This is a genomic window from Pseudaestuariivita sp., from assembly GCF_052825805.1.
The window spans coordinates 244,225-270,783 of the sequence record NZ_JBRBVB010000010.1; the positions used below are offsets into that span (position 1 = coordinate 244,225).

Consider the following 26,559-nt stretch of genomic DNA (forward strand, 5'->3'; position numbering starts at 1 on the left):
CATGAACCATGTCTTTGCCCGCAACAGCACCGCGATGCCGCCAAAAGCCGTGCGCGGCGAGGGCGTCTACCTCTATGATGAGTCCGGCAAGGCCTATTTCGATGGCTCGGGCGGGGCGGCGGTGTCCTGCCTCGGGCATGGCGATCCGCACGTGACGGCGGCGATCAAGGCGCAGCTTGAGACGCTGGCCTTTGCGCATACGGGGTTCTTCACCTCCGAGCCTGCCGAGGCGCTCGCGGACCGGCTGATCGCGCTGGCACCTGGGGAGCTCGACCGCGTGTACTTTGTCTCGGGCGGGTCCGAGGCGATGGAGGCGGCGCTCAAGCTCGCGCGGCAGTACTTTCTCGAGATCGGCCAGCCGGAACGCCAGCACATCATTGCCCGCAAGCAGAGCTATCACGGCAACACGCTGGGCGCTCTGGCGGCGGGTGGGAACGCATGGCGGCGCGCGCCGTTCGAGCCGCTGCTTGTGCACATGTCTCATGTCAGCCCGTGCTACGCCTATCGCGGGCAAGGGAAGGACACGCCCGAGGCGTATGCCGCGCGGCTCGAGGCGGAGCTGGAGGCCGAAGTGCAAAGGCTGGGACCAGAGACGGTCATGGCCTTTGTCGCCGAGCCTGTCGTCGGGGCAACCATGGGAGCGGTGCCGCCGGTGGCCGACTACTTCAAACGCATCCGCGCGCTCTGCGACCGGCACGGGATCCTCCTGATCCTCGACGAAGTCATGTGCGGCATGGGGCGCACGGGCACGCTCTTTGCTTGCGAGCAGGACGGCGTGGCACCCGACATCTGCGCCGTGGCCAAGGGGCTTGGGGCGGGCTACCAGCCCATCGGCGCGATGCTCTGTACCGCCGCGATCCACGATGCAATTGCCGAAGGGTCGGGCTTTTTCCAACACGGGCACACGTATCTCGGTCACCCTGCCGCTTGTGCGGGGTCGTTGGCGGTGGTCGAGCGGCTGGTCGATGACGGGGTTGTGGACCGGGTCACGCCTTTGGGGGAGGCGTTGCAGGAGAGGCTGGAAGCCGCGTTTGGCCAGCACCCGCATGTGGGGGACATCCGGGGAAGGGGCCTCTTTCGCGGGATCGAGCTGGTGGCCGTTCGCGAGACCAAGGCTCCGTTCGATCCTGCGCGCAAGCTGCATGCCAAGGTCAAGAAGGCGGCCTTCGAGGCGGGACTGATCTGCTACCCGATGGGTGGGACCATCGATGGGCAGAAGGGTGATCATGTGCTCCTCGCGCCGCCCTTCATCATGGAGGATCGCCACCTCGACGAGATCGTGGACAAGCTGAGTGGTGCTGTGGAGACGGCGTTGGATGTGTAGAAGCAGCGCTCTTCGACCCAGACGCATTTACGACAGATGGACACGCGACGTCCCGCGGGGTGGCGCAATCGCGCCGCCCCAGGGGGCGGGACGGCGCGGCCTGACGGTGCCCGTCAGGCGGGTGCTTTGAATTGAGCGGGTTTGTATCAGGCTGAAGTTCTTATGCTCTAATCCACAGGCAAACCAGACGGCACCGCCTCAGGACGGCCCAGCGGGCGTTTGAGCGCAGACTCTCCGGTCAGACTGTGCAGGAACGCTTCCAGCGCAGCGACATCGGCGTCCGTCAAAGCCACCGGCTGGATGTCGAGCTTGGCCGCCTGCCGCGCCATTTCGCGCGTGTCGGTCTGGATCACGAAGTCGATCATCGAAATCCACGGCGCGTCCGGCAGCTTGGCCATGTCGCGCGTCCACGCCGCCCGCGAGGTAGCGGGATCGGCGTGATGCCGGATCATCGACGCCAGATCGGGAAAGGCTCCGTTGTGACCGTAAGGCGCGGTCAGCGCCACGTTGCGCAGCATCGGCGTGCGGAAGCGGTAGGCGTCCTCGAGCGCGTCGCTCTCTCCCATCCGGCCCACGTCGCGCGGCATCGGATCGAAGCGGCGCGTGCGCCCCGGGCCAAAGGCAGGCAAGCCTAGCGCGTGAAAGCTCTGATCCGTCATCAGCGCCCCCGCGTGGCACGTGCTGCACTGCGCGCGTCCGTAAAAGAGATCCATCCCGGCGAGCGCGTCCCCGGTCAAAGGCTTGGTCCCGGCGAGGTGCTGGTCGAACGGGCTGTCGAAATTCTTCCACTCGGACTGGATGAAGGCGCCGAGCGCGTTGGCGATCTCGACGATCGTGACCTCGGAAGACTCGTCGATGTGATCGAAGGCGTCCACGAACATCTCGCCGTATGCGGGGATGATGCGCACGCGCTTGGCGAGGATCGGCCAGGCGGTGTCGATACGGTCGTGGATGGCGCCCGCGATCTCGTTCTCGCGCGGGTTGCCGGCCATCTCGAACTGCGCCACGAGCGGCAGGACGGCTTGCGCGGCGACGATGGTCTCGAGGCCCTGCGGCAGCCACTCCTCGGCGGGAGAGTTGAACCCGTTCTGGTAGATGTCCGACACTTCGAGACGCCCGTCGTGAAAGAGCACGCGGATGTCCCTGGCGCCGAGGTTCCAGAGCGCGGGCGCGTTGCGCGGGATGCGCTTGCGGATGCGGTCGTCGCCCACTCCGGCTGTGCGCTTGGGACCGACACCGGTGCCGCCCTCGCCGAGGCCGAGCGACAGCCCGTCGGTGCCGCCAAGGTCGTGGTGGTGACAGGTCCCGCAAGAGATGTTGCGGTTGCCGGAGAGGATCTTATCGTAGAACAAAAGCTGGCCGAGCTGCGCCTTGGCCGGGTCCACGGGATGAAAGTCCGCCTCCGTCAGAGGGGCAGGCAGTTCGGCCGCTGCATTGGTCGCCAAGAGGAAGGGCAGGACATGAAGAAGCTTCTGATAACGCTTGCGTTTCTGGCCGCTCCGGCGTTTGCCGAGATCGAAGAGGCGCGCGATCTGATGGAGGCCGGGGAGTTCGAGAAAGCCTACGAGCTGATGTGGCCCGCCGCGCGTTCGGGCAACGCCGACGCCGAAGAGCTGATCGGCGTCATGTACGCGCTTGGCCTCGGCGTCGAGCGGGACCCGATCCGCGCCTTCGACTGGTACTTGCGCTCCGCCATGAAGGGCCACCCCGGCGCGCAGTCCGGCGTCGGATGGTACTACGAGGTTGGCATCGGCATGCCCGCCCCGGACCTCATCCGCGCCTACATGTGGTACGTCCTGAGCGCCATCGGCGGCGACCCCGACGCGGCGATCAGCCAGGAGGAGGTGGTCAAGAAGATGACCCGCGAAGAGATCGAGAAGGCGCATGAGCTGATCGACGATTACCGTGTGTGGATGTATCCCTTCCGCTGAGTTTTGGCGGTTTTTTCAAAGGGATCAAGCGTGGTGCTGACCTGCGGCGCTTTGGCGCGGACGCTACGCGTCTGACGTGGTGAAGAGGGCGATCTTGTTGCCGCTGGGATCGCGCAGATAAGCGACAAAGAAGTTGGCGCTGTAGGCGGCGCGGAAGCCGGGGGCGCCTTCATCCGTGCCGCCTGCCGCAAGGCCGGTTGCGTGCAAATCGCGGACTAGGGTTTGCGAAGGTGCCTCGAACGCCACCATCGCGCCGTTGCCTGCGGAGGCGTCTTTGCCGTCGAAGGGCGCCTTGACGTAGAAATGTGGCGCGGCCGGGCCAAGCGCGGCGGGTGGCAGGTAGCTGAGATCGCCCTGGTAGCGTTCGGACGTGTATCCGAGGGCGGGCAGGACGGCGGCGTAGAACCGTTCGGAGGCGGCCATGTCATTCGACCCGACTGTCACGTAACCCATCATGGCGGCGGCTCCCGGGCCAACAAAAAAGGTGGGCAGAGACTGCCCACCTTACGCAGGATGTCCAGCGGATTACTGGATGTCGGCGGCGCGCACGGCCTCGAGATCCGCTTCGACCTCGGCCACGGTGGCGTTCAGCGCGTCAAAGATGCGCTCCCCGCCGTCGATGTTGTCCTTGAACCAGTCGAACACCGGGGCTGCGGCGTCCTTGAACGCGGCCTTTTGCTCGGGCGTCGGCACGTAGAGGTTGCCGCCACCGGCGACGAAGTCCTCGTAGGCCTGGATCGACTTGCGCTTGGGCGAGGCAAAGGTGGCCTGCTGCAGCTGGTAGAAGCCGTCCACGATGACGCGGCGCATGCCTTCGTCCATGCCGAGGAACCGCTCGTTGTTCATGAACCACAGCGCGCCCATGTAGGCGTGGCCGTCGAGTGTCACGTACTGCAGGCCCGCTTCGGGGAACTTCATGTTCATGATGTCGGTGATGCCGTTCTTGGAGCCCTCGACGACGCCCGTCTGGAACGAGGTGAAGAGTTCGGGCCACGGGATCGGCGTCGGGGAGGCGCCGAGCGCGCGGACCAGCTCTTGCGGCAGGTCGGCCACGACGGTGCGGATCTTGAGGCCGGCCATGTCGCCGGGCTCTTCGATCGGGCGCTGGGTGTTGGCAAAGTTGCGCCAGCCGCCGGTGTTGCCGACGGTCATCAGGCGGATCGCCTCGCCGGAATTCTCCAGCGTCATCGCCTTCATCGTGTTCATGAACTCGGTGCCGGACGCCATGGCGGCCTCGGCGACGCGGTCATCGGCCATCAGGTAGGGCAGGTCGAGCACCTGCACGAAGGGGAAGATCCCCGACGAGCCGCCCGAGGTCGCCACGTAGATGTCGATGGTGCCGTCGGCGATGCCCTGCAGGCACTCCGTGCCGTTGCCGCAGAGCTGCGTGCCGATGAAGAGCTCGACGCTGATCGCGCCGTTCGAGGCGGATTCGACGTAGTTCTTGAAGACCACCAGGCCGTCATAGTCCTCGTCGTTCTCGTTCGAATTGGCGGTGGCGCGCAGCGTGATTGCGTGGCCGTCCGCCCATGCGGTGGCCGCAGCCCCCAGGGTCATCGTGGCGGCAAGCGCCGCGCTGGTGAGGTGTTTGAGCATGAGTGTCTCCCTGTTGATGCTCTGTTGTAGGATGGGTGATATCACCCATCCTACGGCGGTGGTTATTGAACGAACCCTGTCAGGCGCGGGATCGTCATGGAAATGGCGGGGATGTAGGTGATCAAAAAGATCACCACGATCTCGATGGCAAGGAACGGCAGGATGGCCTTGGCGATGCTGTCGACCTTCTCGCCTGACACGGAACTCGCCACGAAGAGCACAAGCCCCATGGGCGGCGTTGCCAGCCCCACGGTCAAGTTCACCGACATGATGATGGCAAAATGCACGGGGTGCACGCCGAGGTCGACAAAGATCGGGCCCAGGATCGGGCCGAGGATGATGATGGCGGGGCCTGCATCGAGGAACATACCGACGACAAACAACAGCAGGTTGATCAGGAACAGCAGGATCAGGGGGTTCTCGCTGAGCGACAGCATGAACTCCGCCATGATCTGCGGCGCGTAGGAGAGCGAGACCACCGTCTTGAACGCCATTGCCGAGCCGACCAGCAGCAGCACGACGGCGGAGGTCGAGGCCGCGTTCATCAGGATTTGCGGCAGGTCCTTGGCCTTCATCGAGCCGAGGATGAGAAAGCCCACGACCAGCGCGTAGGCCACCGCGACGGTGGCGGCCTCGGTCGGGGTAAAGATGCCGATGAGGATGCCGCCGAGGATCAGGATCGGCGTCTGCAGCGGCACGACGGCGCGCTTGCAGGTCAGGCGAAAGGCGTGGCTGACCCCGCGGCGCACCAGCAGCAGGAAGCCGTGGATCGCTGCGAGGCAAATCGCGAAGACGCCGAGCTTGAGGAAACTGTCGGCCTCGCTCGAAAGCGGCGCGATGAGGTAGAGGAGACCGCCCAAGTTGAGCCGCAAAAGCACCCAGGAGAACACTGCCTCGCGCTTCGACAGCGGCTTGTCCGACAGCGCCACCTTGCGCGCGGCGGGCAGGTTGTAGCGGTCGGCGGTCAGGCGCACCATGACCATCAGGCCCACGCCCACGAGGATGCCCGGCACGATCCCAGCGAGGAAGAGCGCCGCGACCGACTCGCCCATGACGTAGGCGTAGATGATCATGATGCCCGAGGGCGGGATGATCGGGCCGATGACGGACGAGGCGGCGGTGATGGCGGCGGCGAACTTGCGCGAATAGCCCTCCTTCTCCATCGCCGGGATCAGCATGGAGCCGAGCGCGGAGGTGTCGGCCACGGCCGAGCCCGACAGACCGGCAAAGAGGATCGAGGACAGGATGTTGACCTGCGCCAGCCCGCCGCGCAGGTGACCCATGAGCGCTTGGGAGAACTCCACCAGCCGCTCGGTGATCCCGCCCCGGTTCATCAGCTCTCCGGCGAGCATGAAGAACGGGATCGCCATCAGCGGAAAGCTGTCCATCCCGTTGTAGACATTGCGGTAAAGGAGCGCCACGTCACGCTCCTGCCCGTTGAGGAAGAGCATGATCCCGGGGGCTGCGAGCATCCCGAAGAAGACCGGCAGGCCGACCATCAGGAAGAGCAGGAAGAGCGGGAGGAACCAGATCAGCATGGGGTGGCTCCCGTTGCGACAAAAGGCATGTGGCCGCCCGGGGTGGGCACGTATGTGCCCGCCTTGGGGGCGGGCGGGCACATGCCGGACCGCAAGCGATCCGGCGCGCAATACTTGAAAGTGGTACGCGGATGACGCGTGCGCGGCAGGCTTTGCAACTGAGGCGCCATACCCATCACGTCGCCCCCTGCATCGAGGCGTCTTCAAAGGACCGCAGCCGGTCCCCGCCGCCGAAGAGCCCGATGATCTGGCGCAGCATTAGTTCGATGTTGACGATGATCAGCAGGATCACCCCGACGTAGAGCGAGGCAAAGACCACCGCGCGCGGCATCTTCTGCCAACCCCACTCGAGCCCAAACGTCCACGCCTGGCGCGTGCAGAGCGTCAGGTTCAGGTCGAATGGCAGCGGCACGTTGAACTCGAACTTGAACGGCAGCCAGAGCGTCGAGGTCTTGAAGAGACAGCCGGAGGTGACGTGCTTGTTGCCGTGCTGGACCGCGACCAGCAGCACCGCCAGCGCAATCGCCAGCAACGTCAGCGTCAGGAGGCGGTTGACCACGCTCGGCAGCGCCCGCTCGATCATGTCGATGGCCACGAACCCGCCCCGGCGGTAGGCCGAGGGCGCGATCAGCCCGGTCATCCACAGCATCATGAACCGTGCCGCCTCGTCCGGCCAGGGCAGGGCGTTGTTCAGCACATAACGGAAGAAGACTTGCACGAGGATGAACACCACCATCAGGGCGATGCACACCATCGCGATCCAGCGCCCCACGCGCAAAACGTGGTCGTTGAACAGCTGGAACGGCGCCAAAAGCGCGAAAAGCGCAGGCATCCTCTCTCCTCCCTGTGTCCGGCGCCCCTTGTTGTTTTGGTCGAGCGGGGCGCTCGGGTGTCGTGTCAGCCGCGTGGCCTCAGCTTCAGTCGCGCCTAGCCCTCGGCAAAGCCGCCGTAGCGCCCGCCAAAGAACATCAGCGGCGCGCCGGGCCGGGTCGTGACCTGCGTCACTTTGCCCAGGATGATCGTGTGATCGCCGGCATCGTGCAAGGCCGATTGCTCACATTCAAAGACCGAAAGCGCATTTTTCAGAACTGGCGCGCCGTTTGCGCCAGGCGCCCAGTCCGCGCCATCAAAGGCGCGCCCGTCGCGCGCGAAGCCGGCGCAAAGCCCGGCCTGTTCGGCAGCGACGATGTGGATGGCAAAGGATTTGGCGGCGACAAAGCTCGGGTAGCGTTTCGACGCCTTGGCCGGCGACCATAGCACCAGCGCCGGGTCGAGCGAGACCGAGGCAAAGGAGTTCGCCGTCATGCCCAGGGGGCCCTCGCCGTCGATGCAGGTGACCACCGTCACGCCCGTCCCGAACTGCCCGAGCGCATTGCGCAGATCGCGGGCGGTGTCGGGCGAGGGGGCAAAGGTCTGGGTCATGGGATGGCGCGGCTCGGCTGACATCAGGGAACTTCGTGACCTAGCGCGGCGGTGTAGATTTCAAACCAGGTCTGCCGGTCGATCGTGACCTTGGCCGCATCCCCGATCTTTGCAATCCGTTCGAGCGTGTTGGTCCCGAGCACCGGGATGATCTTTGCCGGGTGCGCGAGCAGCCACGCCACCGCGACGGCGGTGTCGTCGACGCCAAACTCGGCGCCGATCTTGCTCAGAAGGTCACGCAGGCCCGCGTTCTTGGCCTCGAAAAGTGCGCCACCCGCGAGCGGCGACCACGCCATGATCGGCACGCCCGCCTCCTGTAGATATGCGACATCCCCGTTGGTGAAGGGGACGTGGTGCAGCACCGAAATCTCGATCTGGTTGGTGACCAGCGGCGCCTTCATCGCCGATTGCAGCAGCGTCCAGTCGTGACGCTTGAAATTCGAAACGCCGACACTGCGCACCTTGCCCGAGGCGATCACTTCGTCGAGGGCGGCGCCCGTCTCGTGATGGTCCATCATCGGGTCGGGGCGGTGGATCAGCAGCGTGTCGATGTAGTCTGTCTTCATCAGCCGCAGCGAGTGATCGACCGAGGCGAGGATATGCGCGCGGGAGGTGTCGTAGTACTTGATCCGCGCATCGGCATAGCGGCCCGCAGGGGCTACGATGTCGCATTTGGTGACGATCTCGATCTTGCAGCGCAGCTCGGGCGTCATCACAGCGCCAAAGACTTCCTCGGCTTCGTAGCCGCCATAGATGTCGGCCTGATCGAACGTCGTGATCCCCTGATCGAGGCAAGCGTCGACCTTGGCGCGCACGTGCTTGGGCGAGGTGTTGGCGTCGTCCGAGAGGCGCCACATGCCGTAGACAAGGCGCGAGAAACTCAAGTCATCGGTGATCTGAATACGGTCCATCAGCGGCGCTCTCCGGCGGCTAGGGGTGTCTTGGGCGCTTCGCCCGGCACGCGGCCATAGGCGTGTGGGAGGGAGCACGTCTTCATCTGCGGCAGCACGCGGGTGCCGAAGTGCTTGGCCTCCTCGATATGCGGATAGCCCGACAGGATGAAGGCGCGAATGCCCATCTTTTGGTACTCTTCGAGTTTGCTCAGCACTTGATCGGTCGAGCCCACCAGCGCCGCGCCGCAGCCGGAGCGCGCCCGGCCCACGCCGGTCCAGAGGTTCGGCTCGGTGTAGCCGAACTTGTCCGCCAGCTCGCGCGCACGCGCCTGATGCGAGACGCCGAGCGAGGTGGAATCGAGCGCCCGGTCGCGGATCAGCTGACCGTATTCGTCATCGAGCTTGGAGACGATGTAATCGGCGTATTCGCGCGCCTCTGTTTCTGTATCACGAACAATCATGTGCACGCGCAGGCCGTAATCCAGCGTTCGGCCATAGCGCTCGGCGACGGCGTTCACGTCCTTCATCCGCTGGGCGAGCATGTCCTGCGTTTCCGGCCACATCAGGTAGACGTCGCAATGCTGACCGCACAGCTCGAGCGCGGCGGGGGAGTACCCGCCGAAATAGAGCAGCGGCCCGCCGGTCTGGTAGGGCTTGGCCGGGCCGGTGGTCAGCCCGCTGAACTGGTAGACCTCGCCCTCGTAATTGATCTCGTCCTGCGTCCACGCCTGCTTGAGGATCTCCACCACTTCGCGCGACCGCTGGTAGCGGTAGGCGCTCTCGGCCTTCTCCCCAGGAAAGTCGGACGAGATGATGTTCACCGTCAGCCGCCCCTCCATCATGTGATCGAGCGTGGCCAGCGTGCGGGCGAGCATGATTGGCTGCATCTCCCCGCAGCGCACGGCGGCGAGCATGTTGATGTCGGAGGTGAGCGGCGCGCAGCCGGCGACGAACGACAGCGTGTCCTGACCGACCTGATACGAGGACGGGCACAGGATGTTGCGAAAGCCTTGCTTTTCCGCCTCCAGCACGATGTCGCGGCAATGCGCCCAGGAGGAACGCAGCGCGCCGTCCGGCACCCCGAGGAATTGATAATCGTCCGAGCACAGCGCCGAGAACCAGGACACTTCCGCAGCGTCGAGATCGGGGGAGGTGATGGGCACAATCGTCATGGGTGTCTCGGTCAGCAGCAGATGGGTCTTGCGTACCACCCGCGCTTTGGTAGATCAATAGTGTATCAATTGAACCTGCCGCGCCGCGCGGCCAGCCGAGAGCGCCCGTGACCGATCAAGCTTCCCTGCCGCTTTACGCCCAGCTCTCCGAGCTGATCGCGCGCGAGATCGCGGCGGGGCGGTATCTGGCCGGCGATAAGCTGCCGCCCGAGCGGGAGATGGCGCAGGACTTCGGCACTTCGGTCGGCACGTTGCGCAAGGCACTGGCGCGCCTGACGGACGACGGCTTTCTCGAGCGGCGGCAGGGGTCGGGAAATTACGTGCAAAGCCGTGCGCAGCCGGACAACGTCTATGCCTTCTTTCGGACCGAATTGCTCGGCGGCGGCGGGACGCCGACGGCAGAGGTCCTCTCGGTTGCGCGCGAGATGAAACCGAAAGGGCTCCCGTATTTCGGAGACAGCGCGGAAGGTCACCGTATCCGGCGTCTGCGCAGTCTTTCCGGCACTCCCGCGGTGCTTGAGGAGATTTGGCTCGATGGCAGTCGGGCGGAGGTGCTGCGCGCAGAGGACCTGTCGGAGTCGCTTTATCTGCACTACCGCACGGCGCTGGGCTTTTGGATTGCCCGGGCCGAGGACCGCTGCGGTATGGGCGCCGTGCCGCGCTGGGCGCCGGAACGCTTTGGATTGCGGCCGGGCGCGCACACGCTGTGTGTCACGCGCATCAGCTGGGACAACACCGGGCAGGCGTGCGAAGCCTCGCTCAACTGGATCGACACATCCGTCGCCACCTACGTGGCGCGCATCAGGTAAGGAACTGGGATGGACAAGGTGATCAACTACGGGATCATCGGCTGCGGGATGATGGGGCAGGAGCACCTGCGCAACATCGCCCTTTTGCAGGGCGCGCGGGTGGCGGCGATCTACGAGCCGGACGAGATCATGGCGCAGGCCGCCAAGGCCATCGCGCCGAACGCGCAGATGATGGAAAGCGTCTGGGCGCTGCTCAGCCGCGATGATCTCGATTGCCTGCTCGTGGCGTCGCCGAACTACCTGCACGTCAGCCAGCTCGAAGAGATCGCCGCACGCAACCCGCTGCCGCTCCTCATTGAAAAGCCGCTCTTTACCGACCCGGACGACGCGCCGCGTGTGCGGGCAATCGGAGAAAGCTATCCGGCGCCGATCTGGGTGGCGATGGAGTACCGCTACATGCCGCCCATCCAGACGTTTGCGGAGCAAGTGCAGCGCGCCACCGGCGGGGTAAAGATGCTGACGATCCGCGAGCACCGCTTCCCCTTCCTTCCCAAGGTGGGCGACTGGAACCGGTTCAACCGCTACACGGGCGGCACGCTGGTGGAGAAGTGCTGCCACTTCTTTGACCTGATGCGTTTCGTGCTCAAGGCCGAGCCGGTGCGGGTGATGGCGAGCGCGGGCCAGGAGGTGAACCATCTGGCGGAACGCTATGGCGGCGAGACGCCGGACATCTGGGACAGCGCCTATGTGATCGTGGATTTCGACAGCGGGGCGCGGGCGATGCTCGAGCTTTGCATGTATGCCGAGGGCGCGCGCTACCAGGAGGAGATCTCAGCCGTGGGTCCGAACGGCAAGATCGAGGCGTTTGTGCCGGGACCGGGGCGGTTCTGGCCGACGCACCTTGGTGTGCCGCCGGTCCCGCAGGTGATAGTTTCCCCGCGCCAGCCCAAAGGGCCGCAGGTCGTGGAGATCCCGGTCGATCCGACGATCCTCGATGCGGGCGATCACAACGGGTCGACTTTCTATCAGCACGCGCGGTTCCTCGACGTGGTGCGGCGCGGCGGGCGGCCGGAGGTCTCATTGATCGACGGGCTGCGCGCGGTCGAGATGGGGATGGCCGCGCAAAGCTCGGCGCTGGCGGGGCAGGCGGTGGGGGTGAAATAGCGCCCCCGCTTCCCCCTACTGGCCACCAAGGCACTCCGCGGACGCGGCTGTGATCGGCTTGCAATACTGCATCTAGCGAAAGCCTGCCGGGCCGCCCACAAATGGTGCCATTTTTGCCGCAATTGCGGCGCCCGGGCCGCGGTGCCTCCAAAAAGCCCATTAAAATCTAGCGATACCGCCCCCGCCGCGATATGCAGAATGCAGAGCAAAACGTGGCACACCCGGAAGAGGTGGCCCCTTGAGGTAGAGCGGTAAGTTTCATGAGCGCGATTAATTTCGTCGTCCGCACAGGTGCGGGCAATGTGCAACGTGGCATCATCGAGGATGGTGCCGAACAAACAATCATTCAGGGCGGCCGGGGCTATGACGTCTCGCTGAACCTCGCCCAAAACGATCTGCGCGGGTATTTCCGCGATGGCGACCAACTGGTGATCACTCTGGCCGATGGCCGGGTCGTGACCATCGACGATTACTTTGCCGACACCGGCGTTCCGACGACGCGCCTTTACCTGTCGACCGATGGCTTGCTGAGCGAAGTTCTCTTCGAAACAGGCTCGGACGGCGTGCTCTTTGCCAGCTACGGACCCTCCGAAGTCTGGGGCAAGTGGAGCGCCGACGACGCGCTGATCTTTGCGGACCGCGCCGAAGTTCTGGCCGCAGGGCCGGGCGGTGAGACCGTGTCGATGCTGGCGCCGGGCCTTCTGGGCATCGGCGGGCTTGGCACGGCAGCGGGCGGCATCGCGGCAGCGGGCCTCGCGGTCTCCGCGCTGGGCGGCGGTGACAGCGAAAGCGGCGGCTCGGACGAACTGGCAGCCCCGACCATCGACAACGACGATCCGGTGACCATCGGCGGCGACGGCTCCGAACCCGACCAGACGATCGACGTGACCGGCACCGGCGAGCCCGGCAGCACCGTGGTTGTCACCGTGGGCGACAAGACCATCGAAACCATCGTGGGCGACGACGGCACCTGGACGGTGACCTTCGACGGCGACGACTTCCCGGCGGACGGCGTCTACACGATCACCGCCGTCGTGACCGACCCGAACGGCACCGAGACGGCGCTGACCGGCGGCACCGTCACCATCGACACGACCGGACCGGACGTGGCCGTCACGGGCGGCGCGTCTTCGGTGGGCTTCGTCGTGAACGACGCGGACCATTCGGACGGCATCGACATCTCCGGCACGGGCGAAGTCGGTGCCTCGATCGCCGTCACAGCAAATGGCGTCACGCACAGCACGGTTGTCGGCGCAGACGGCACCTGGACGGTCCAGTTCGCCAGCAGCGAGCTGCCCACCGGCGAGCTCGACGTCCCGGTTGTGATCGTGGCCACGGATTCGTTCGGCAACACCACGACCCTCAACGACTCCTTTGCCATTGACACGATCGGCACGGTGTCCATCGACACGGACACCACCGAGGGTGACGGCACGGTGAACGGCACCGAACACGCCGACGGCGTCGTGATCAACGGCACGGCGGAGCCCGGCTCCACGGTCGAGGTCACGGTCGGCAGCGTCGTGCAGCCCGCCACGGTGGATGCAAACGGCGCGTGGACGGTGACCTTTGCTCCGGGTGATTTCCCGACCGGCGAGACCACCGTCACGGTGACCGCCACGGCGACGGACGGTGCGGGCAACTCCAGCAGCGCGTCGGGCACGATCAACGTCGACACTCTGGTCAACACCTTCGACATCACCCACGCCAATGGCGGCGCGGACGGCATCGTCAATGCGGAAGAGGGCCTGCAGGGGCTCGCCTTCAGCGGCTCGGTCGAGCCCGGCTCGTCCGTGTCGGTAGAGTTCAACGGCGTGACGCTGCCGGCCACGGTGTCGGCTTCGGGCGCCTGGACGGTGTCCTTCCCGGCAAGTGCGGTCCCGGCCACGAGCGGCTCCTTTGCGGTCAACGCAACTGCGACGGACGCGGCGGGCAACACGGCGACGGCCACGTCGTCGGTCATGGTCGACCCGTCGGTCGAGAACCTCACGCTCGACGGTCCCATCGCGGGCAACGACGTCGTCAACGGGACCGAAAGCGGAGGCGTGATCACGCTCACCGGCACGGTCGAGGGCGGCTCTTCGGTCATGGTGTCCTTTGCCGGCATGACGGTCGCGGCGACAGTTGCAGCCGATGGCACGTGGAGCGCCGATTTCTCCGGCGCGGGCCTCGCCAACCAGGAGTTCGACACGACCGCGATGGTCACCGCGACGGATGCCGCAGGCAACACCGCCTCGGTCAGCCGCCCGGTCCAGATCGACACATATGTCAACGAACTCAGCATGATGGCGGCCTCGTCCATCGCCGGCGACGGCATGGTCAACGTCTCCGAAGCGCTGGGCGGCGTGACGCTGACCGGCACGGTGGAGGCCGGCTCGTCGGTGGTCGTGAACTTTGACGGAACGGACTACACTGCGACCGTGGACGCCTCCGGCGCCTGGTCGGTGGTGGTGCCCTCGTCGGCGTTTGCGATGAACGCGGATTACAGCGCCGACATCACCGTCACTGCAACTGACGCGGCGGGCAACGTGTCGCAAATCTCCGACAGCGTGCACGTCGACACCGAGGCGCCTTTCGCCACCAAGGTCGCGACCTACACCGAGGATTTCCAAGGCAACGTCATCGGCGTCTCGGTCGATGCGGCCAACGACATCCAGGAGGTCTACGTCGAGACCGCAGCGGGCGCGATCAACGAAGTGCCGCACACGCAGGTCGACATCCCGGCCATCGGCCAGACGAGCATGTTCTTTGACCAGTCCGTCCCGGATGGCTCGCACCTTGTGCTGATCGCACGCGACCAGGCGGGCAACCTCACCGGCACCTATCAGGCGCTGGACGAGGCGGGCACCGACGTGGTGGATCTCTCGAACCCGGCGCTCCTCGATTACAACATCGAGGCGATCGACCTGCAGTTCGCCGACGAGGCGGAGCTGACGATCACCGATGCGGAGATCACGGCCATGTCCGAGAACTCGGACATCCTGACGGTCTACGGCGGCATGGACGACCAGGTCACGATCACCGGCGCGACGCTCACCGGTCAGCAGACCGAGTTTGGCACGACCTTCAACGTCTACGACATGGGCGACTCGACCATCCGCGTGGAGGACGAGATCACCAACGTGTCGATCTAAGGTACGACCACACGCAAGACTGCGGGCGAGGGGGGCAGAGATCCCCCCGCCCCCTCACAACAAGAACTCCGGTAGGGGTCATGGGTGGTGTGTAAGATGGGCAGGAAACAGCTAGGCGCAGTGTGCCTTGCGGCATCGCTCGCCCTCGCAGGATGCGGGGAGGGCGGCGCAGCCGGCGACTTTGTCTCCCGGTTCAAGTCGGCCTCGCCGGAGCCGTCCGATCAGGACATCTCCAAGGAAGCTGCACAGCGCCAAAAGGAGGCCGAGGAGTCGGCCGTCATCCGCGCGCTCCAAACCCGCCCCTCCGTTCTGTCCACGTCAGGTCCCTACGCGGAAGTGTCCGATGCGGTGATGGCCGCCAGCGCGCGCGCTGCCGAGGCCGAGCTGCAGGCCGCGCGCCTGCGTGCCTCCGCCGCCTCCAAGAACTGGCTTCCCAAGATCGGACCCAACATCTCCCTCAGCTCGATGGGCGATTTCGTTGCTTCGCTGGTGATCGAGCAGGTGCTTTTCGACAATGGCCGCCTCAAGGCCGAACGCGCCTTTGCCAAGGCCGATGTCGAGGTCGCCGCCGTCACGCTCTCGGACGACACCAACGAGCGCGTCTACGAGGCGCTGAGCCTTTACCTGACCGCCGAAGAGGGTCGGGAGACCGCCGCCCGCGCGGCCACCTCGCTCAAGGACATGGCGCATTTCGAGTGGGTCATGCACGAGCGGGTCAAAGGCGGCGTGTCGGACATGTCCGACCTCAACGTGTTGCGCCACAAGCTTTCCGAAATCCGCGCCACGCAATCACGCGGTCATGAGATGACTGCTGCCGCGCTGGCCGAGCTCAATGCCATGTCCGCGCGCCCTATTGATGACGTGCGCGGGATCAATTCGGTCAACGCCGAGGGCGTCGTGGCCGAGCCTCTGTCTGTCCTGCTGGCCGAGGCCGAAGCCGCGCGCAAGATCGCCGGGGCTCGGCTCGACCGGGCAGGCGCCCTGCCGGGCGTGAAGGCGACGGGCAGCGTCTCGGGCGACGGCTCTTCGGGCGCGATCACCTTGGGTGACGGGCTTTTGGGGCTTGGCACGGGCGACACGCTCAAAGCGCTCAAGGCCGTCGAGGACGGCGCGGCGCGCGATGTGGCCGAGGCCCGCGAGGACGCCGCCCGCACGGTGCGCGCGCTCGAGGCGACGCTTGCCGCCAAGCACCGGCAATCCGCCGAAGCTGACACCTTGGCGCGCAACGCCAAGAAAAACCTCGATCTTTTCCAGTCGCAATATCAGGGCGGCACGCGGCAGGTGATGGACGTCGTCGGCGTCTACGAGACCTACGCCGCCGCCGAAGAGCGCCGCATCCAGCTGCGCTACGAGGCCGCCCGGACCGAGCTGGAGATTGCACGCGAGCTGGGTGTGCTCGCAGACGGAGCCAGCATATGAGCGGACCTTCCAAGCTGAGCCTCAACCCGATTGCGACCGCCGCGCCCCAGCCGCCGGTCAACTCGCCCACACCGCCGAAGGCCACGTCCACGCACACGAGCCAGCGTATGGCGCGTGCAGCCTTGGTGCGCACCTACGTGGGCCTTCTGGGTGTCGAGGCGCAGGGGCGCGACGTGCTCGACGCGATGGCAAAATCCGGCGCCGAGGACACCTCGCTCGAGGCGCTCTTTGCGGGGATCAAGGCCACCGGCCTGCGCGCCTCCGTCCGCAAGATGAAGACGCTTGCCCCGACCGATTGGCCCGCGCTCGCGGAGATGTCGAACGGTCAGGTGGTGCTGGTGCTCGGGCAGGCCAAGGGTCTGCTCACCGTCTATGAGCCCGGCGCGCCCGACAACCGTGCCGAGGTCGCTGCCAAGGAATTCATGCCCTACTTCACCGGGCGGCTCATCAAGGCAGAACAGGCGCTGGACGACATCGCCCGCACGCATGCGCCCGCCGAGCGCAAGAAGCACTGGTTCTGGGCGGAGTTTCCCCGCTTCAAACGCTACTTCCTCGAGGTGGCGACAGGCTCTTTCGTGGCCAACCTTTTGGCCATCGCCGTCGCCCTTTTCAGCCTGCAGGTCTACGACCGGGTGATCCCGCACCAAAGCGTCGCAACGCTCTGGGTGCTGGCGGCGGGTTGCGCCTTGGCGCTCTTCCTCGAAGCGGGTCTCAAGATCGCGCGGGCGCGGCTGATGGACAACGTCGGCCGTCAGATCGACCTGAGCCTGCAACAGATGCTCATGGACCGCGTGCTCGGCATGCGCTCGGAGATGAACAGCAAGGCGCCGAGCGAGATTTTCGGCACCATGCGCGAGTTCTCCTCGATCCGCGAATTCTTTACCGCCGCCACGATTGGCACGCTGGCGGACATCCCGTTTATCTTCATCTTCCTGCTGCTGGTCTCCTCGATTGCGGGGCCCGTCGTGTGGGTGCTGATCGCGGGCGGTGTGCTGATGGTCCTGCCGTCGTTCCTGATGCAAAAGCGGATGATGCGCCTCACCGAAGAGATGCAGGGCGCCTCGATCAAGTCGGGCCGTGTGTTGCAGGAGGCGGTGTTCGAGCTCGACACGGTCAAATCGCAGCGCGGGGAGGATCGCATCCGCCGGGTCTGGTCCGAGCTGGTGGCGCTCTCGGCGCTCAAATCCTCGGACCAGCGCAAGCTCAGCTCCACGCTCAGCTACTGGAGCGCGGGCGTGCAGCAGGCGACCTATGTCTGTGCCGTGATCGCCGGGACGTATCTGGTGTTCGCCGGGCAGTTCACCGTCGGCTCGATCATCGCCGTCGGCATCCTGACGTCGCGCACCCTCGCGCCTTTGACGCAGCTGGCGGGCGTGTTGGCGCGCTGGGGCAACGTGAAGACGGCCCTAACCGCGCTCGACCGGATCGTGGATGCGCCGCAGGACGAGGACGAAACCCGCACCTACCTGCGCCGCGACACCGTGCAGGGGGCGTTCGAGCTGCGCGAGGTGCGGTTTGCCTATGACGACGAGAGCCCGGCGGTCGTGGACGTGCCGGGTGTGCAGATCAAGCCGGGCCAGAAGGTCGCCGTGCTGGGCGCCAACGGCTCGGGCAAGTCGACGCTGCTGAAGATGCTTTCGGGCCTCTATGCGCCGTCGTCGGGCCGGATCATGCTGGATGGCACCGACATGGGCCAGATCGCGCCGCGCGATGTGCGGCGTCTGGTGGGGTATCTCGGGCAGGACGTGCGGCTCTTTGCCGGCACGCTCCGCGACAACCTCAACCTGACGCTCCTCGAGCGCGATGATGCGCGGCTCATGCAAGCGCTGGATTTCGCGGGGCTCGGCCAGTTCGTGAAGGCGCATCCCAAGGGGCTCGATCTCGAGATCGGCGACGGCGGGCAGGGCCTTTCCGTCGGGCAGCGCCAGTCGATCGGCTGGGCGCGGCTCTGGCTGCAGGACCCCCGGGTGTGCCTCCTCGATGAGCCGACGGCGGCGCTCGATCAGACGCTGGAAAAGACGCTGGTCTCGCGGCTGGAAAAGTGGCTCGAGGGGCGCACGGCGATCATCGCCACGCACCGCATGCCGATCCTTGCGCTGACCGCGCGCACGCTGATCCTGCAGAACGGGCGGATGGCCATCGACGGGCCGCGTGACGAGGTGTTGCGCCATCTGGCGGGCGTGAAACAACCCGCAGGAGTAGGCCGATGAGCGCGATCAGCACGAACTTTGCCGAGCAGCTTGAGGAACGGTCCGCCAGCTCTTCGGCGCTGATCTGGATGATCGGAGCGGCGGTTCTGGGATTTGTCGTCTGGGCGTCGCTTGCCTGGCTCGACGAGGTGGTGCGCGCCGACGGTGAAATCATCTCCGCCTCGCGCCCGCAGATCATCCAGAACCTCGAGGGCGGGATCCTGCGCGAGCTGTTGGTGCAGGAGGGCGATGAAGTCCTTGCCGGCGACGTGCTGGCACGTCTTTACGGCACGCAGTTTCGCTCCTCGGTGGATGACTTGCAGGATCAGGTGGTCGCGCTGCAAGTGCGCCAGCTGCGGATCGAGGCAGAGCTCGAAGGCGCGTCCGAGTTTCAGGTGCCGGAGGCCCTCGCGCAGCACTCCCCTGAGATCGTCGCCTCGGAACGTGGTCTGCTGCGGGCACGGCAGTCTGATTTCGTCTCCCGACGGGACGGGGCGCAGCGCGTGCTGGCGCAGGCCGCCAAGGAGCGCGGGCTGCTCGAGGACATGCTGGCCAAGAAGGTCGTCGCGCTGATCGAAGTCACCCGCGCGCGCAAAGCGCATGCCGACGCGCAGGTGAAGTTCGACGAGGTGGTCACCCAGACCGAGCTGGAGCGGGCGCAGGAATATTCGGATGTCTTGAAGGAGCTGGCGACGCTCCGCCAGAACCTCAAGGCGAGCGAGGATCAGCTGAACCGGACGGTGCTGACCTCGCCGCTGCATGGCGTGGTGAACAAGCTTAACGTGACGACGATCGGCGGCGTCGTGCGCCCGGGCGAGGAGATTCTGCAGATCACGCCCCTTGGCGACGAGCTGCGGGTGGAGGCGCGTGTGCGCCCCGAAGACATTGCGGGCTTGCGGCGCGGGCAGGAGGCAACGGTCAAGCTCTCGGCCTACGATTACACGATCTACGGCGCCTTGAAAGGGCGGGTGGACTTCATCTCGGCCGACACGTTCAAGGACGAGCGCGCGCGCGAGGCGGACGGCGATCCGCACTACAAGGTGACGGTGAACGTGGACCTCTCGGAGTTGACTGAGCGCCAGCAGTCCATCGAGATCCGCCCCGGGATGCAGGCGCAGGTCGAGCTGCATACGGGCGAGAAGACAGTGCTGCAGTATTTGCTGAAGCCGCTCTACAAATCGCGTGAGGCTTTGCGCGAGCCGTAGGGTGGGCATCTGCCCACCTTACTTTTCATGGGGGCGCTGCCCGCCGTCCATTGGGCTTGAACCAATGGCGCCAAATGAACGGCCCCCCGAGGTATTTTTGAACCAGAGAAGCTGGGGACGGGCTAGGCGTCGGTGTCGAGCCAAATGGTGACGGGGCCGTCGTTGGTGAGGGTGACCTGCATGTCGGCGCCGAACTTACCGGTTTCGGTGGGGATGCCCTGGTTGCGCATGGCGTCCGAGAAGTGTTCGTAGAGGTGTTTGGCGACGTCCGGTTTGGCGGCGCCGCTGAAGCCGGGGCGCGTGCCGCGGGATGTGTCGGCGGCGAGGGTGAACTGGCTGACGACAAGGGCGGAGCCTTGAGCTGCGGCGAGCGAGAGGTTCATCTTGCCTGCTTCGTCGGGGAAAATGCGGAGTTTGGCGATCTTGGCGGCGAGTTTCGTCGCCGTCTCTTCGGTGTCGCCGGGCATGGCGCAGACGAGGATCAGGAGGCCCGGGCCGGTGCGTCCGATGGTCTGGCCTGCGACGTCGACGCGGGCCTCGGTGACGCGTTGGATCAGCGCCCTCATTGCGTGACCGCCACGCCAAAGCCGATGGCGCCGGCGACGATCAGGCCGGCGATGACGGCGAGTGTGATCTTGATCGCCGAGTAGGGCCGTTCGCCCTGCACGCGTCCGGTGCGGCCGTTGACGACAAAGCGGTAGCTCGTGCCGCGGTATTTGTAGGCGGCGAGCCAGACCGGCAGCAGGACGTGTTTGAACGTGACGTCGCGGACTTTGGTGTCGATCTGGTGGATGCGTTGGCGGTCGCCGCCGATGTCGAATTTGACATCGCGGGCGATGACGCGGTCCATATGGGCGCGGGCCTCGGCGAAGCCGGCCTCGAGCTCGACGGTATAGCCCTCGGCGCGGAAGCCAGCGAGGAATTCGGGGCGGTAGGGCTCGAGGGCCGACAGGTCCCAGGGTTCGAGCGCGTCGGTGTAGCGTTTGGGCAGGCTTTGCGAGGCGAGCACGAGCACGTCGTCAAAAAACCTTGCGACGCGCCCGCGTTTGGGGGTCCAGCGCACCTTTTGGACGCGCTGCTGCACGTGCTTGCCGTCGCGCATCACGGTGCGGGTCTCGTAGTAGACGGTGCCGCGCTGGCCGGAATAGGCCGATTGCGTATCGGCGTCGAAGGTCCAGTAGGGCACGTAGATGCCCTGCATCTTGCGCCCCTTGCGGGCGTAGTCCTGCAGGCCGTTAGGTGCGAACCAGAGCGCGCCCAGCCAGTCGTTCATCGCTTTGCGCGCCTCGCTTTCATCGAAGTCGAAGGGGAGCAGGCCCTTGGGTTTGATGTGCCGGTGCGCACCGGTGTCCGTCACGACGGGGGTGGCGCAGAAGGGGCACTCGGCGGCGTGCACGTTGGCGTCGAACTCGACTTGCGCGGCGCAGTTGGGGCAGGTGGTGACGCGGGTCTCCTCCATCTCTGCCTGGGGCAGCTTGTCGGCGACGGCGCGTTCGAAGTCGAGTTCCTGGATCGAGGATTGTCCCCAGGGGCCGGCGCCGTCGAGGGTCTGGGTGTTGCCGCAGTGGTCGCACTCGAGCTTGTCCGTGCCGGGCGCGAACCGCAGGTCTGCCCCGCAATTGTCGCAGGGAAAGCGGTGGTCTTCGAGGGTGATGGACGGGGCAGGGGTCTCGGCGCTCATGCGGCAAGGATAGCAGGGCCGTGGGCGAGGACCAGAGCGGAGCGCCCCTTTGGCCCGGCAGTTAAAGCCAGCGGTGCAGCGCCTTGGGGGCCATAATGCGGAGCGCGTTGTCCTTGAGCCGGACGTGGCGCCAAATGTGAAACCCTGCGTGGCCGAGGCCGAGCGCGGCGAGGGCGTAGAATTGATAGGTGTGCGCGAGGCCGATGAGGTGATTGGCCTGCGGCATGTTGAGCGGCGGGGCGAAGGGGAGAAAGCCGCCGGCCTTCATCAGAAAGCTCGAGGTAAGGCCGAGGAGGAAGCCGCCGAAGGCGACAAGGAAGATCCCCCAGATCAGCGTGTGATGCATGGCCCGATGGACCTTGCGCGCCCAGCCCGGCAGCTTGGGTCCCGGGCGGCTGAGGAGGCCATGGCGCAGGTAGAAGCCCGTCCAGATCAGCGCGATCACGACAAAGCCCAGCCCCATCAGCGAGTGGAACTGGAAGACGCGCGGACCCATGGCACGTAGCGCGTCGGGGTCGGCAAAGATGAACCAGACAAAGAAGGGCAGGAGCGTCCAGTGCAAAAGCTTGAGCGTGGTGCGTTTGGTTGGCAGGCGCGCGGTGAGGCCGGCAAGAACGTCCGTTAACAGCACTCGGCGGGGTGCGTGGGACGTTTGGGGTATGGCGGTTTCGGCGCGCATGTCAGGACCTACGAGCGGGCGGCGCAATTAGTTTCACGAGACCTGCGGGACATGCGCCACGATCCGCAGCTCGATCACCGCGCCGGGGCGGCGGAGTTCGGCCACGCCCACGGCGGTCCAGGCAGGGAGCGGCCTGCCGAGCACGTCATGGAACACCGCCTCGACGGCGGCAAAGTCGCGCCGCAGGGCAGTTTGATAGGCGGTGACCTCGACGATGTGGCCGAGGTCTGCGTCCGTTTCCGCCAGCACAAGGCGGACCTTCTCCAGCGCGTTGCGGGTCTGTGTCGCGGCGTCTTCGGGCATCGTCCCGTCCGCTTCGCCACCCGTGGCGCCGGTGAAATAGACGACGTCGCCGGCGCGCACGGCGGGGCTGAAGCCCGTGGCGGCAACCGCCTCCGCCAAGGCGGCAGGGGCGATCACCTCGCGGTTGGCGCGCGTGTCAGTCACCTTTGCGTCAGGCGCCCGGAGGCGGGGGTGGCGGCATGACGGTGAAGAGCTGCGCGAGCTCCATCACGTCCTCGGCCTTCTTCCAGCCGTCTTGCCCGGCGGTCCACACGAATGTCTCGCGCTTCAAAGCGCCGGAACCGGCCATCTCGGCGAGGCGGGCTTTGGAAAACGGACCCTTGGTCTCGCCGTTCTCGGCGATGTGCCAGACGTGTTCGACGGGCGGGGGAGGTGGCGCAGGGGCTGCTGCGGCGGGCTGAGGCGCAGCGCCCCAGGGGCCTTGCACGGACTGGTTCATCATCTGCATGCCGAGACCGGCGCCCATGCCCATGCCCATGGCCTGACCCGCGGCGGAGCCGGGCTGGGTCATGGCCTCTGCGGCCTTCCATTTCATATGGTCGTCGAGATTGCCGGCGATCCCGCGCGAGGTGCGCTCATCGAGAGCCTTTTCCACCGCGGGCGGCAGGGAGATGTTCTCGATGTAGAGCTCGGGCAAAGTGAGGCCGTATTGCTCCATCGTGCCGGAGATCGCCTTGGCGATCAGCTCGCCCACCTCGCGGGTGTTGGCGGCCATGTCGAGCACGGGAATGCCCGAGGCGGCGATGGTGCGCGAGAACTCCTGCACGAGGATGTTGCGGATCTGGAAGGAGATTTCGGACGTCGTGAACTCCCCATCGGTCCCGACGATCTCGGACATGAAGCGCGCGGGGTTCGCCACCTTGACCGTGTAGGTGCCAAAGGCGCGCAGGCGCGTCGGGCCGAACTCCGGGTCGCGCAGCATGATCGGGTTCTTGGTCCCCCACTTGAGATCGGTGAACCGGTTGGTGTTCACGAAATAGATCTCTGATTTGAAGGGCGATTTGAACCCGTGATCCCAGTGCTGGAGCGAGGTCATGATCGGCATGTTGTTCGTCTCGAGCATGTAGAGCCCGGGGGTGAAGACATCGGCCAGTTGGCCCTCGTGCACGAAAACCGCCGCCTGTCCCTCGCGGACGGTCAGCTTGGCGCCATACTTGATCTCGTGCCCGTGCCGCTCGAACCGCCAGACCATCGTGTCGCGGCTGTCGTCGGTCCAGTGGATGACATCGATGAACTGGCCGGAGAGGAAGTCGAAAATACTCATGGATCGGGTCTTTCTGCGTGGTGACTCAAAGGTCGAAAGGTCTCAAAGCGCCTGCCCGCCGGTGGGGCGGGTGGCGATGCCGGAGTAGATGGGGCGGGCCTCGCTCAGCGTCATGCCGGCGCGCAGGCGCGGGTCGTAGAGGAGGGCGAGCAGCTCTTCGTCGTGGGTCGTGAGCAGCGCGAACTCGTCGTCGTCGTTAAAGATCGACGGGCGCGCGCGGGGGCTGTCGTTGGCCAGGCCCAGTCCCTGCGCGATCTCCTCGTGGATGCAGGAGCGGCGCAGCAGGGTCGGGTGCTCGGACCGGATCAGCGCGATGGCTTGGGTGTACTCGAACGGGTTCGGCCCGCCGGCAAAGGCGATCACAAAGCAGTGGATCGAGCGCGGCAGGTTGGCAAAGAGGTCGAGCGCGGCGGGGTTGATGTTCGGCACGATCTGCCGGACCTGCGCAGGCAAGCTGGCCCGGTCGTCCTCGGATGCGATGAAGACGTGAAAGTTGGTGCCGGGCGCCCCAAAGCTGATCGGGTGGCCGGTGACCCGCGCCAGCCTTTGGGTGTAGCGCTGGACTTCGCTGCGGTCGCGTGCCCGGGCGCGGTCGGGGACGGACGCGCCAAAGGTGACGCCTACGCGCACCGGTTGACCCCACCGTTTGAGCTGCCCCGCGCGTCCGTCGGACTGCCGCAGACCGCCGCCGCGCGCGTATTCGTCGAAGAACGCGATGCGCTCAAAGTTGCGCACGAGGTCGAGCCGTGAGTAGGGCGTGTCGATCCCGCCGCCGTCGGTGCGCAGGAGGCCGCGTACCAAGAGGTCCGCCTCGATCCGCGCGTAGTAGGCGGCGAGTTGCTGGCTGGCTTGGGATGGGGCTGTGGGGGCCGGGGGCGGAGCCGGCTGTGGCGTGCGCACTTCGGGCGTGAGCGAGCTGCGGGGCGCATTGGCGGTGGGCCACGACGCCATATCGCACCCCGCCAGCAGCACGCACGCCCCTGCGGCGAGCCAGACCCGGCTGGTCTGCGCATGGCCCACCTTACGGGGCGCTTGATGCCGTTCGGCAGTGCCCACCTTACGGGTGAGGGAGGGGTTCTTGCACGGCGTGAAAGGGAGTGCCATCGCCACATAAGCAACTGCTTTGCCTACCTTATGGGTGAGGGAAAGGTTTGTGCGGACTTTGGAAGCCGGACCCGAAGCCAAAGAAATAGCGGCAGTGCCCACCTTACCGGGGAGGGAGGGAGCGAAGGCCGTAGAAACCGTGACGGCAGTGCCAGCCTTAAGGTGCGCGTGCTGCCGTTCGGCAGTGCCCACCTTCCGGGGGAGGGGAGGTACCAAAGCGATGACAGCGGTGGCGGCGGTGCCCATCTTACATCGCAGATAACGGATCATACGGACGGACAGGTCACCTACGTTGCGGCCAAGGTCAGGCAACTGAGACGCGACAGTGCCTCGAACTTTGCATGCGAAAGGCGGCGCTGAAGCGTTTTCAGCGTCCGTCGCTTTTCCTCGGCAGGCATGTTTAACGGTTTCTACCGCACTGCCGACCTTACGGGCAGCTGGTGTCTTCATCGCGACGTTGCCGGCAGTCCTGCGAGACGCTCGGACCACGCAGCGGCTCAGCCAAGACCCAGCCAAAGCCCGGCCGCGCACCGAAGTGCGCGCCGGTTCAGAACCATATCCGTCCGCCCGCTGCACCTCAGCTGGCAGGCACGGCGGTGCCGGCAGTGTCGCCGAGACCCGTCTTCTTGGCCTTGGCGGCCGCCAGCGTGTCGCGGAGCTCGGCTTCCATCTTTTGCAGCTCGGCTTCGGCGGCGGCGCGGCGGGCCTTGCCCTCGTCGGCGATCTGGAGGCTCTCCTCGATGGTCCCGATGAGGTCCGCGTTCGCCTGTTTGACCGCCTCGATGTCGAAGACGCCGCGCTCCATTTCCTGGCGGATCATCTTGTTGCTTTCGCGCAGGTTCTGGGCGTTGGCCGTCAAAAGCTCGTTGGTCAGATCGTTGGCATCGCGCACCGCACGGGCGGCTTCTGCCGAGCGCTGGATCGTGACCGCCTGCGCCAGCTGGGTCTCCCAAAGCGGCACAGTGTTCACGAGGGTCGAGTTGATCTTGGTCACGAGGCTCTTGTCGTTCTCCTGCACCAACCGGATCGAGGGGAGCGACTGCATCGTCACCTGCCGCGTCAGTTTCAGGTCATGCACCCGGCGCTCCAGATCGTCCCGCGCGGCGCGCAGATCGCGGAGCTCCTGCGCCTTCATCACCTGCTCGCCCTCGGGCGCGGCCTGCACTTCGGCCTCCTTGGCGGGGATGTCATTGGCGTCGAGCTCTTTGATCTTTTCCTCGCCGGCGGCGATGTAGAGCGCCAGCTCGTCGTAGAAGGTCAGCGTCCGGTCATAGAGGATGTCGAGCGACTTGATGTCCTTCAAAAGCGTGTGCTCGTGCTTGAGAAGGTTGTCGGTGATCTTGTCGATTTGGCCCTGTACGTCCTCGAAGCGGGCGGCGAACTTGGCGGCGGGCGCCATGCGTCCGAGCAGTTTTTCCCACCAGGAGCGCTCGCGGCGCATGTCGAGCTCGGAGACCGAAAAGCCGCGAATGGTGGTCACGATCCCGCGCAGGCTGTCGCCCGCCGGGCCCACGTCCTTGTTGCGCACGTCCGCCAGCATCGCCTGGCTGATCTCCTGCAACTCGGCCTGCGCGCTTGATCCAAAGGCCACGATCGAGTTCGTGTCGCCCATGTCGATCTCGCCCATCCGCTTGCGGATCTCGGCGCCCACGGGCGCGTCGGCCTGCTCGAGCGGCACAATGGCATTGGCGTCAGCCGGCTCGGGCAGCACGACCGCGTTGACCTCCTCGACAAGCGCGAGGGTCTCCTGAGCCTTTTGGCGGGTGGTGTCGGACATCTTCAGCTTCCTTGG

At 65.9% G+C, this 26,559-nt stretch carries 23 protein-coding genes; 8 read left to right on the top strand and 15 right to left on the bottom strand.

Annotated elements, in window-relative coordinates:
- The first annotated feature begins 1 nt into the window (after position 1).
- Entirely contained in the window at positions 2 to 1,324 is a 1,323-nt protein-coding gene (locus ACU0B3_RS12780) for an aspartate aminotransferase family protein (RefSeq protein WP_446261243.1), read from the top strand.
- A 167-nt stretch (positions 1,325 to 1,491) separates the two neighbouring features.
- Here ACU0B3_RS12780 and ACU0B3_RS12785 read toward each other — a convergent pair whose 3' ends face one another.
- Complete coding sequence (locus ACU0B3_RS12785) at positions 1,492 to 2,769, bottom strand: cytochrome-c peroxidase (RefSeq protein ID WP_446261244.1); 1,278 nt, start codon at positions 2,767 to 2,769, stop codon at positions 1,492 to 1,494.
- A 15-nt stretch (positions 2,770 to 2,784) separates the two neighbouring features.
- On the opposite strand from ACU0B3_RS12785, the gene ACU0B3_RS12790 reads away from it, so the two are divergent.
- The gene (locus ACU0B3_RS12790) at positions 2,785 to 3,255 is read left to right on the top strand and encodes a tetratricopeptide repeat protein (RefSeq protein ID WP_446261245.1); all 471 of its coding nucleotides are present in this window, start codon (positions 2,785 to 2,787) and stop codon (positions 3,253 to 3,255) included.
- Positions 3,256 to 3,318: 63 nt separating this feature from the next.
- Here ACU0B3_RS12790 and ACU0B3_RS12795 read toward each other — a convergent pair whose 3' ends face one another.
- The 7 genes from ACU0B3_RS12795 to ACU0B3_RS12825 form a co-directional block, all read right to left on the bottom strand.
- The gene (locus ACU0B3_RS12795; protein ID WP_446261246.1) at positions 3,319 to 3,708 is read right to left on the bottom strand and encodes a VOC family protein; all 390 of its coding nucleotides are present in this window, start codon (positions 3,706 to 3,708) and stop codon (positions 3,319 to 3,321) included.
- A 72-nt stretch (positions 3,709 to 3,780) separates the two neighbouring features.
- On the bottom strand, positions 3,781 to 4,851 hold the full coding sequence (locus ACU0B3_RS12800; protein WP_446261247.1) for a TRAP transporter substrate-binding protein: 1,071 nt from the start codon (positions 4,849 to 4,851) through the stop codon (positions 3,781 to 3,783).
- Between the two features lie 62 nt (positions 4,852 to 4,913).
- On the bottom strand, positions 4,914 to 6,389 hold the full coding sequence (locus tag ACU0B3_RS12805; RefSeq protein WP_446261248.1) for a TRAP transporter large permease: 1,476 nt from the start codon (positions 6,387 to 6,389) through the stop codon (positions 4,914 to 4,916).
- A gap of 175 nt (positions 6,390 to 6,564) precedes the next feature.
- Complete coding sequence (locus tag ACU0B3_RS12810) at positions 6,565 to 7,221, bottom strand: TRAP transporter small permease (RefSeq protein ID WP_446261249.1); 657 nt, start codon at positions 7,219 to 7,221, stop codon at positions 6,565 to 6,567.
- 95 nt (positions 7,222 to 7,316) lie between these two features.
- Positions 7,317 to 7,835, bottom strand: a complete 519-nt coding sequence (locus tag ACU0B3_RS12815) for a flavin reductase family protein (protein WP_446261250.1) — start codon at positions 7,833 to 7,835, stop codon at positions 7,317 to 7,319.
- Entirely contained in the window at positions 7,835 to 8,722 is an 888-nt protein-coding gene (locus tag ACU0B3_RS12820; protein WP_446261251.1) for an aldo/keto reductase, read from the bottom strand. The genes ACU0B3_RS12815 and ACU0B3_RS12820 overlap by 1 nt, the downstream gene beginning before the upstream one ends.
- Positions 8,722 to 9,876, bottom strand: coding sequence for an LLM class flavin-dependent oxidoreductase (locus ACU0B3_RS12825; RefSeq protein ID WP_446261252.1), 1,155 nt, complete (start codon positions 9,874 to 9,876; stop codon positions 8,722 to 8,724). The genes ACU0B3_RS12820 and ACU0B3_RS12825 overlap by 1 nt, the downstream gene beginning before the upstream one ends.
- Positions 9,877 to 9,983: 107 nt before the next feature.
- On the opposite strand from ACU0B3_RS12825, the gene ACU0B3_RS12830 reads away from it, so the two are divergent.
- The 6 genes from ACU0B3_RS12830 to ACU0B3_RS12855 all read left to right on the top strand — a co-directional run bounded on the left by ACU0B3_RS12830 (position 9,984) and on the right by ACU0B3_RS12855 (position 19,736).
- Positions 9,984 to 10,685 carry a GntR family transcriptional regulator gene (locus ACU0B3_RS12830; protein WP_446261253.1) on the top strand — a complete coding sequence of 234 codons (702 nt, stop codon included), beginning with the start codon at positions 9,984 to 9,986 and terminating at the stop codon, positions 10,683 to 10,685.
- Between the two features lie 9 nt (positions 10,686 to 10,694).
- Complete coding sequence (locus ACU0B3_RS12835; protein ID WP_446261254.1) at positions 10,695 to 11,789, top strand: Gfo/Idh/MocA family protein; 1,095 nt, start codon at positions 10,695 to 10,697, stop codon at positions 11,787 to 11,789.
- A 260-nt stretch (positions 11,790 to 12,049) separates the two neighbouring features.
- On the top strand, positions 12,050 to 14,923 hold the full coding sequence (locus ACU0B3_RS12840; RefSeq protein ID WP_446261255.1) for an Ig-like domain-containing protein: 2,874 nt from the start codon (positions 12,050 to 12,052) through the stop codon (positions 14,921 to 14,923).
- A 96-nt stretch (positions 14,924 to 15,019) separates the two neighbouring features.
- Positions 15,020 to 16,342: a TolC family protein gene (locus ACU0B3_RS12845; RefSeq protein WP_446261256.1), complete on the top strand. Its 1,323-nt coding sequence runs from the start codon at positions 15,020 to 15,022 to the stop codon at positions 16,340 to 16,342.
- Positions 16,339 to 18,552: a type I secretion system permease/ATPase gene (locus ACU0B3_RS12850; RefSeq protein WP_446261257.1), complete on the top strand. Its 2,214-nt coding sequence runs from the start codon at positions 16,339 to 16,341 to the stop codon at positions 18,550 to 18,552. Before ACU0B3_RS12845 ends, ACU0B3_RS12850 begins: the two co-directional genes overlap by 4 nt.
- Positions 18,549 to 19,736, top strand: coding sequence for an HlyD family efflux transporter periplasmic adaptor subunit (locus tag ACU0B3_RS12855; protein WP_446261258.1), 1,188 nt, complete (start codon positions 18,549 to 18,551; stop codon positions 19,734 to 19,736). Before ACU0B3_RS12850 ends, ACU0B3_RS12855 begins: the two co-directional genes overlap by 4 nt.
- A 122-nt stretch (positions 19,737 to 19,858) precedes the next feature.
- On the opposite strand, the gene dtd is transcribed toward ACU0B3_RS12855, so the two are convergent.
- The 7 genes from dtd to ACU0B3_RS12890 form a co-directional block, all read right to left on the bottom strand.
- Positions 19,859 to 20,302: a D-aminoacyl-tRNA deacylase gene (dtd, locus tag ACU0B3_RS12860; RefSeq protein WP_446261259.1), complete on the bottom strand. Its 444-nt coding sequence runs from the start codon at positions 20,300 to 20,302 to the stop codon at positions 19,859 to 19,861.
- Complete coding sequence (locus ACU0B3_RS12865; protein ID WP_446261260.1) at positions 20,299 to 21,417, bottom strand: primosomal protein N' (replication factor Y) - superfamily II helicase; 1,119 nt, start codon at positions 21,415 to 21,417, stop codon at positions 20,299 to 20,301. The genes dtd and ACU0B3_RS12865 overlap by 4 nt, the downstream gene beginning before the upstream one ends.
- Before the next feature lie 61 nt (positions 21,418 to 21,478).
- Positions 21,479 to 22,096, bottom strand: a complete 618-nt coding sequence (locus tag ACU0B3_RS12870; RefSeq protein WP_446261261.1) for a cytochrome b/b6 domain-containing protein — start codon at positions 22,094 to 22,096, stop codon at positions 21,479 to 21,481.
- Between the two features lie 33 nt (positions 22,097 to 22,129).
- Positions 22,130 to 22,543, bottom strand: a complete 414-nt coding sequence (locus ACU0B3_RS12875) for a Rid family hydrolase (RefSeq protein ID WP_446261262.1) — start codon at positions 22,541 to 22,543, stop codon at positions 22,130 to 22,132.
- Between the two features lie 7 nt (positions 22,544 to 22,550).
- The gene (locus tag ACU0B3_RS12880; RefSeq protein WP_446261263.1) at positions 22,551 to 23,663 is read right to left on the bottom strand and encodes an SPFH domain-containing protein; all 1,113 of its coding nucleotides are present in this window, start codon (positions 23,661 to 23,663) and stop codon (positions 22,551 to 22,553) included.
- Between the two features lie 42 nt (positions 23,664 to 23,705).
- Positions 23,706 to 24,767: a DUF2927 domain-containing protein gene (locus tag ACU0B3_RS12885; protein ID WP_446261264.1), complete on the bottom strand. Its 1,062-nt coding sequence runs from the start codon at positions 24,765 to 24,767 to the stop codon at positions 23,706 to 23,708.
- 577 nt (positions 24,768 to 25,344) lie between these two features.
- On the bottom strand, positions 25,345 to 26,544 hold the full coding sequence (locus tag ACU0B3_RS12890; protein ID WP_446261265.1) for a toxic anion resistance protein: 1,200 nt from the start codon (positions 26,542 to 26,544) through the stop codon (positions 25,345 to 25,347).
- Positions 26,545 to 26,559 lie beyond the last annotated feature (15 nt).

What these genes read in the sequence shown, in the direction of transcription:
- ACU0B3_RS12780 (WP_446261243.1), top strand. Translation starts at nt 2, where the DNA reads ATGAACCATGTCTTTGCCCGCAACAGCACCGCGATGCCGCCAAAAGCC.
- ACU0B3_RS12790 (WP_446261245.1), top strand. Translation starts at nt 2,785, where the DNA reads ATGAAGAAGCTTCTGATAACGCTTGCGTTTCTGGCCGCTCCGGCGTTT.
- ACU0B3_RS12795 (WP_446261246.1), bottom strand. Translation starts at nt 3,708, where the DNA reads ATGGGTTACGTGACAGTCGGGTCGAATGACATGGCCGCCTCCGAACGG.
- ACU0B3_RS12800 (WP_446261247.1), bottom strand. Translation starts at nt 4,851, where the DNA reads ATGCTCAAACACCTCACCAGCGCGGCGCTTGCCGCCACGATGACCCTG.
- ACU0B3_RS12805 (WP_446261248.1), bottom strand. Translation starts at nt 6,389, where the DNA reads ATGCTGATCTGGTTCCTCCCGCTCTTCCTGCTCTTCCTGATGGTCGGC.
- ACU0B3_RS12810 (WP_446261249.1), bottom strand. Translation starts at nt 7,221, where the DNA reads ATGCCTGCGCTTTTCGCGCTTTTGGCGCCGTTCCAGCTGTTCAACGAC.
- ACU0B3_RS12815 (WP_446261250.1), bottom strand. Translation starts at nt 7,835, where the DNA reads ATGTCAGCCGAGCCGCGCCATCCCATGACCCAGACCTTTGCCCCCTCG.
- ACU0B3_RS12820 (WP_446261251.1), bottom strand. Translation starts at nt 8,722, where the DNA reads ATGGACCGTATTCAGATCACCGATGACTTGAGTTTCTCGCGCCTTGTC.
- ACU0B3_RS12825 (WP_446261252.1), bottom strand. Translation starts at nt 9,876, where the DNA reads ATGACGATTGTGCCCATCACCTCCCCCGATCTCGACGCTGCGGAAGTG.
- ACU0B3_RS12835 (WP_446261254.1), top strand. Translation starts at nt 10,695, where the DNA reads ATGGACAAGGTGATCAACTACGGGATCATCGGCTGCGGGATGATGGGG.
- ACU0B3_RS12840 (WP_446261255.1), top strand. Translation starts at nt 12,050, where the DNA reads ATGAGCGCGATTAATTTCGTCGTCCGCACAGGTGCGGGCAATGTGCAA.
- ACU0B3_RS12845 (WP_446261256.1), top strand. Translation starts at nt 15,020, where the DNA reads ATGGGCAGGAAACAGCTAGGCGCAGTGTGCCTTGCGGCATCGCTCGCC.
- ACU0B3_RS12850 (WP_446261257.1), top strand. Translation starts at nt 16,339, where the DNA reads ATGAGCGGACCTTCCAAGCTGAGCCTCAACCCGATTGCGACCGCCGCG.
- ACU0B3_RS12855 (WP_446261258.1), top strand. Translation starts at nt 18,549, where the DNA reads ATGAGCGCGATCAGCACGAACTTTGCCGAGCAGCTTGAGGAACGGTCC.
- dtd (WP_446261259.1), bottom strand. Translation starts at nt 20,302, where the DNA reads ATGAGGGCGCTGATCCAACGCGTCACCGAGGCCCGCGTCGACGTCGCA.
- ACU0B3_RS12865 (WP_446261260.1), bottom strand. Translation starts at nt 21,417, where the DNA reads ATGAGCGCCGAGACCCCTGCCCCGTCCATCACCCTCGAAGACCACCGC.
- ACU0B3_RS12870 (WP_446261261.1), bottom strand. Translation starts at nt 22,096, where the DNA reads ATGCGCGCCGAAACCGCCATACCCCAAACGTCCCACGCACCCCGCCGA.
- ACU0B3_RS12880 (WP_446261263.1), bottom strand. Translation starts at nt 23,663, where the DNA reads ATGAGTATTTTCGACTTCCTCTCCGGCCAGTTCATCGATGTCATCCAC.
- ACU0B3_RS12885 (WP_446261264.1), bottom strand. Translation starts at nt 24,767, where the DNA reads ATGGCACTCCCTTTCACGCCGTGCAAGAACCCCTCCCTCACCCGTAAG.
- ACU0B3_RS12890 (WP_446261265.1), bottom strand. Translation starts at nt 26,544, where the DNA reads ATGTCCGACACCACCCGCCAAAAGGCTCAGGAGACCCTCGCGCTTGTC.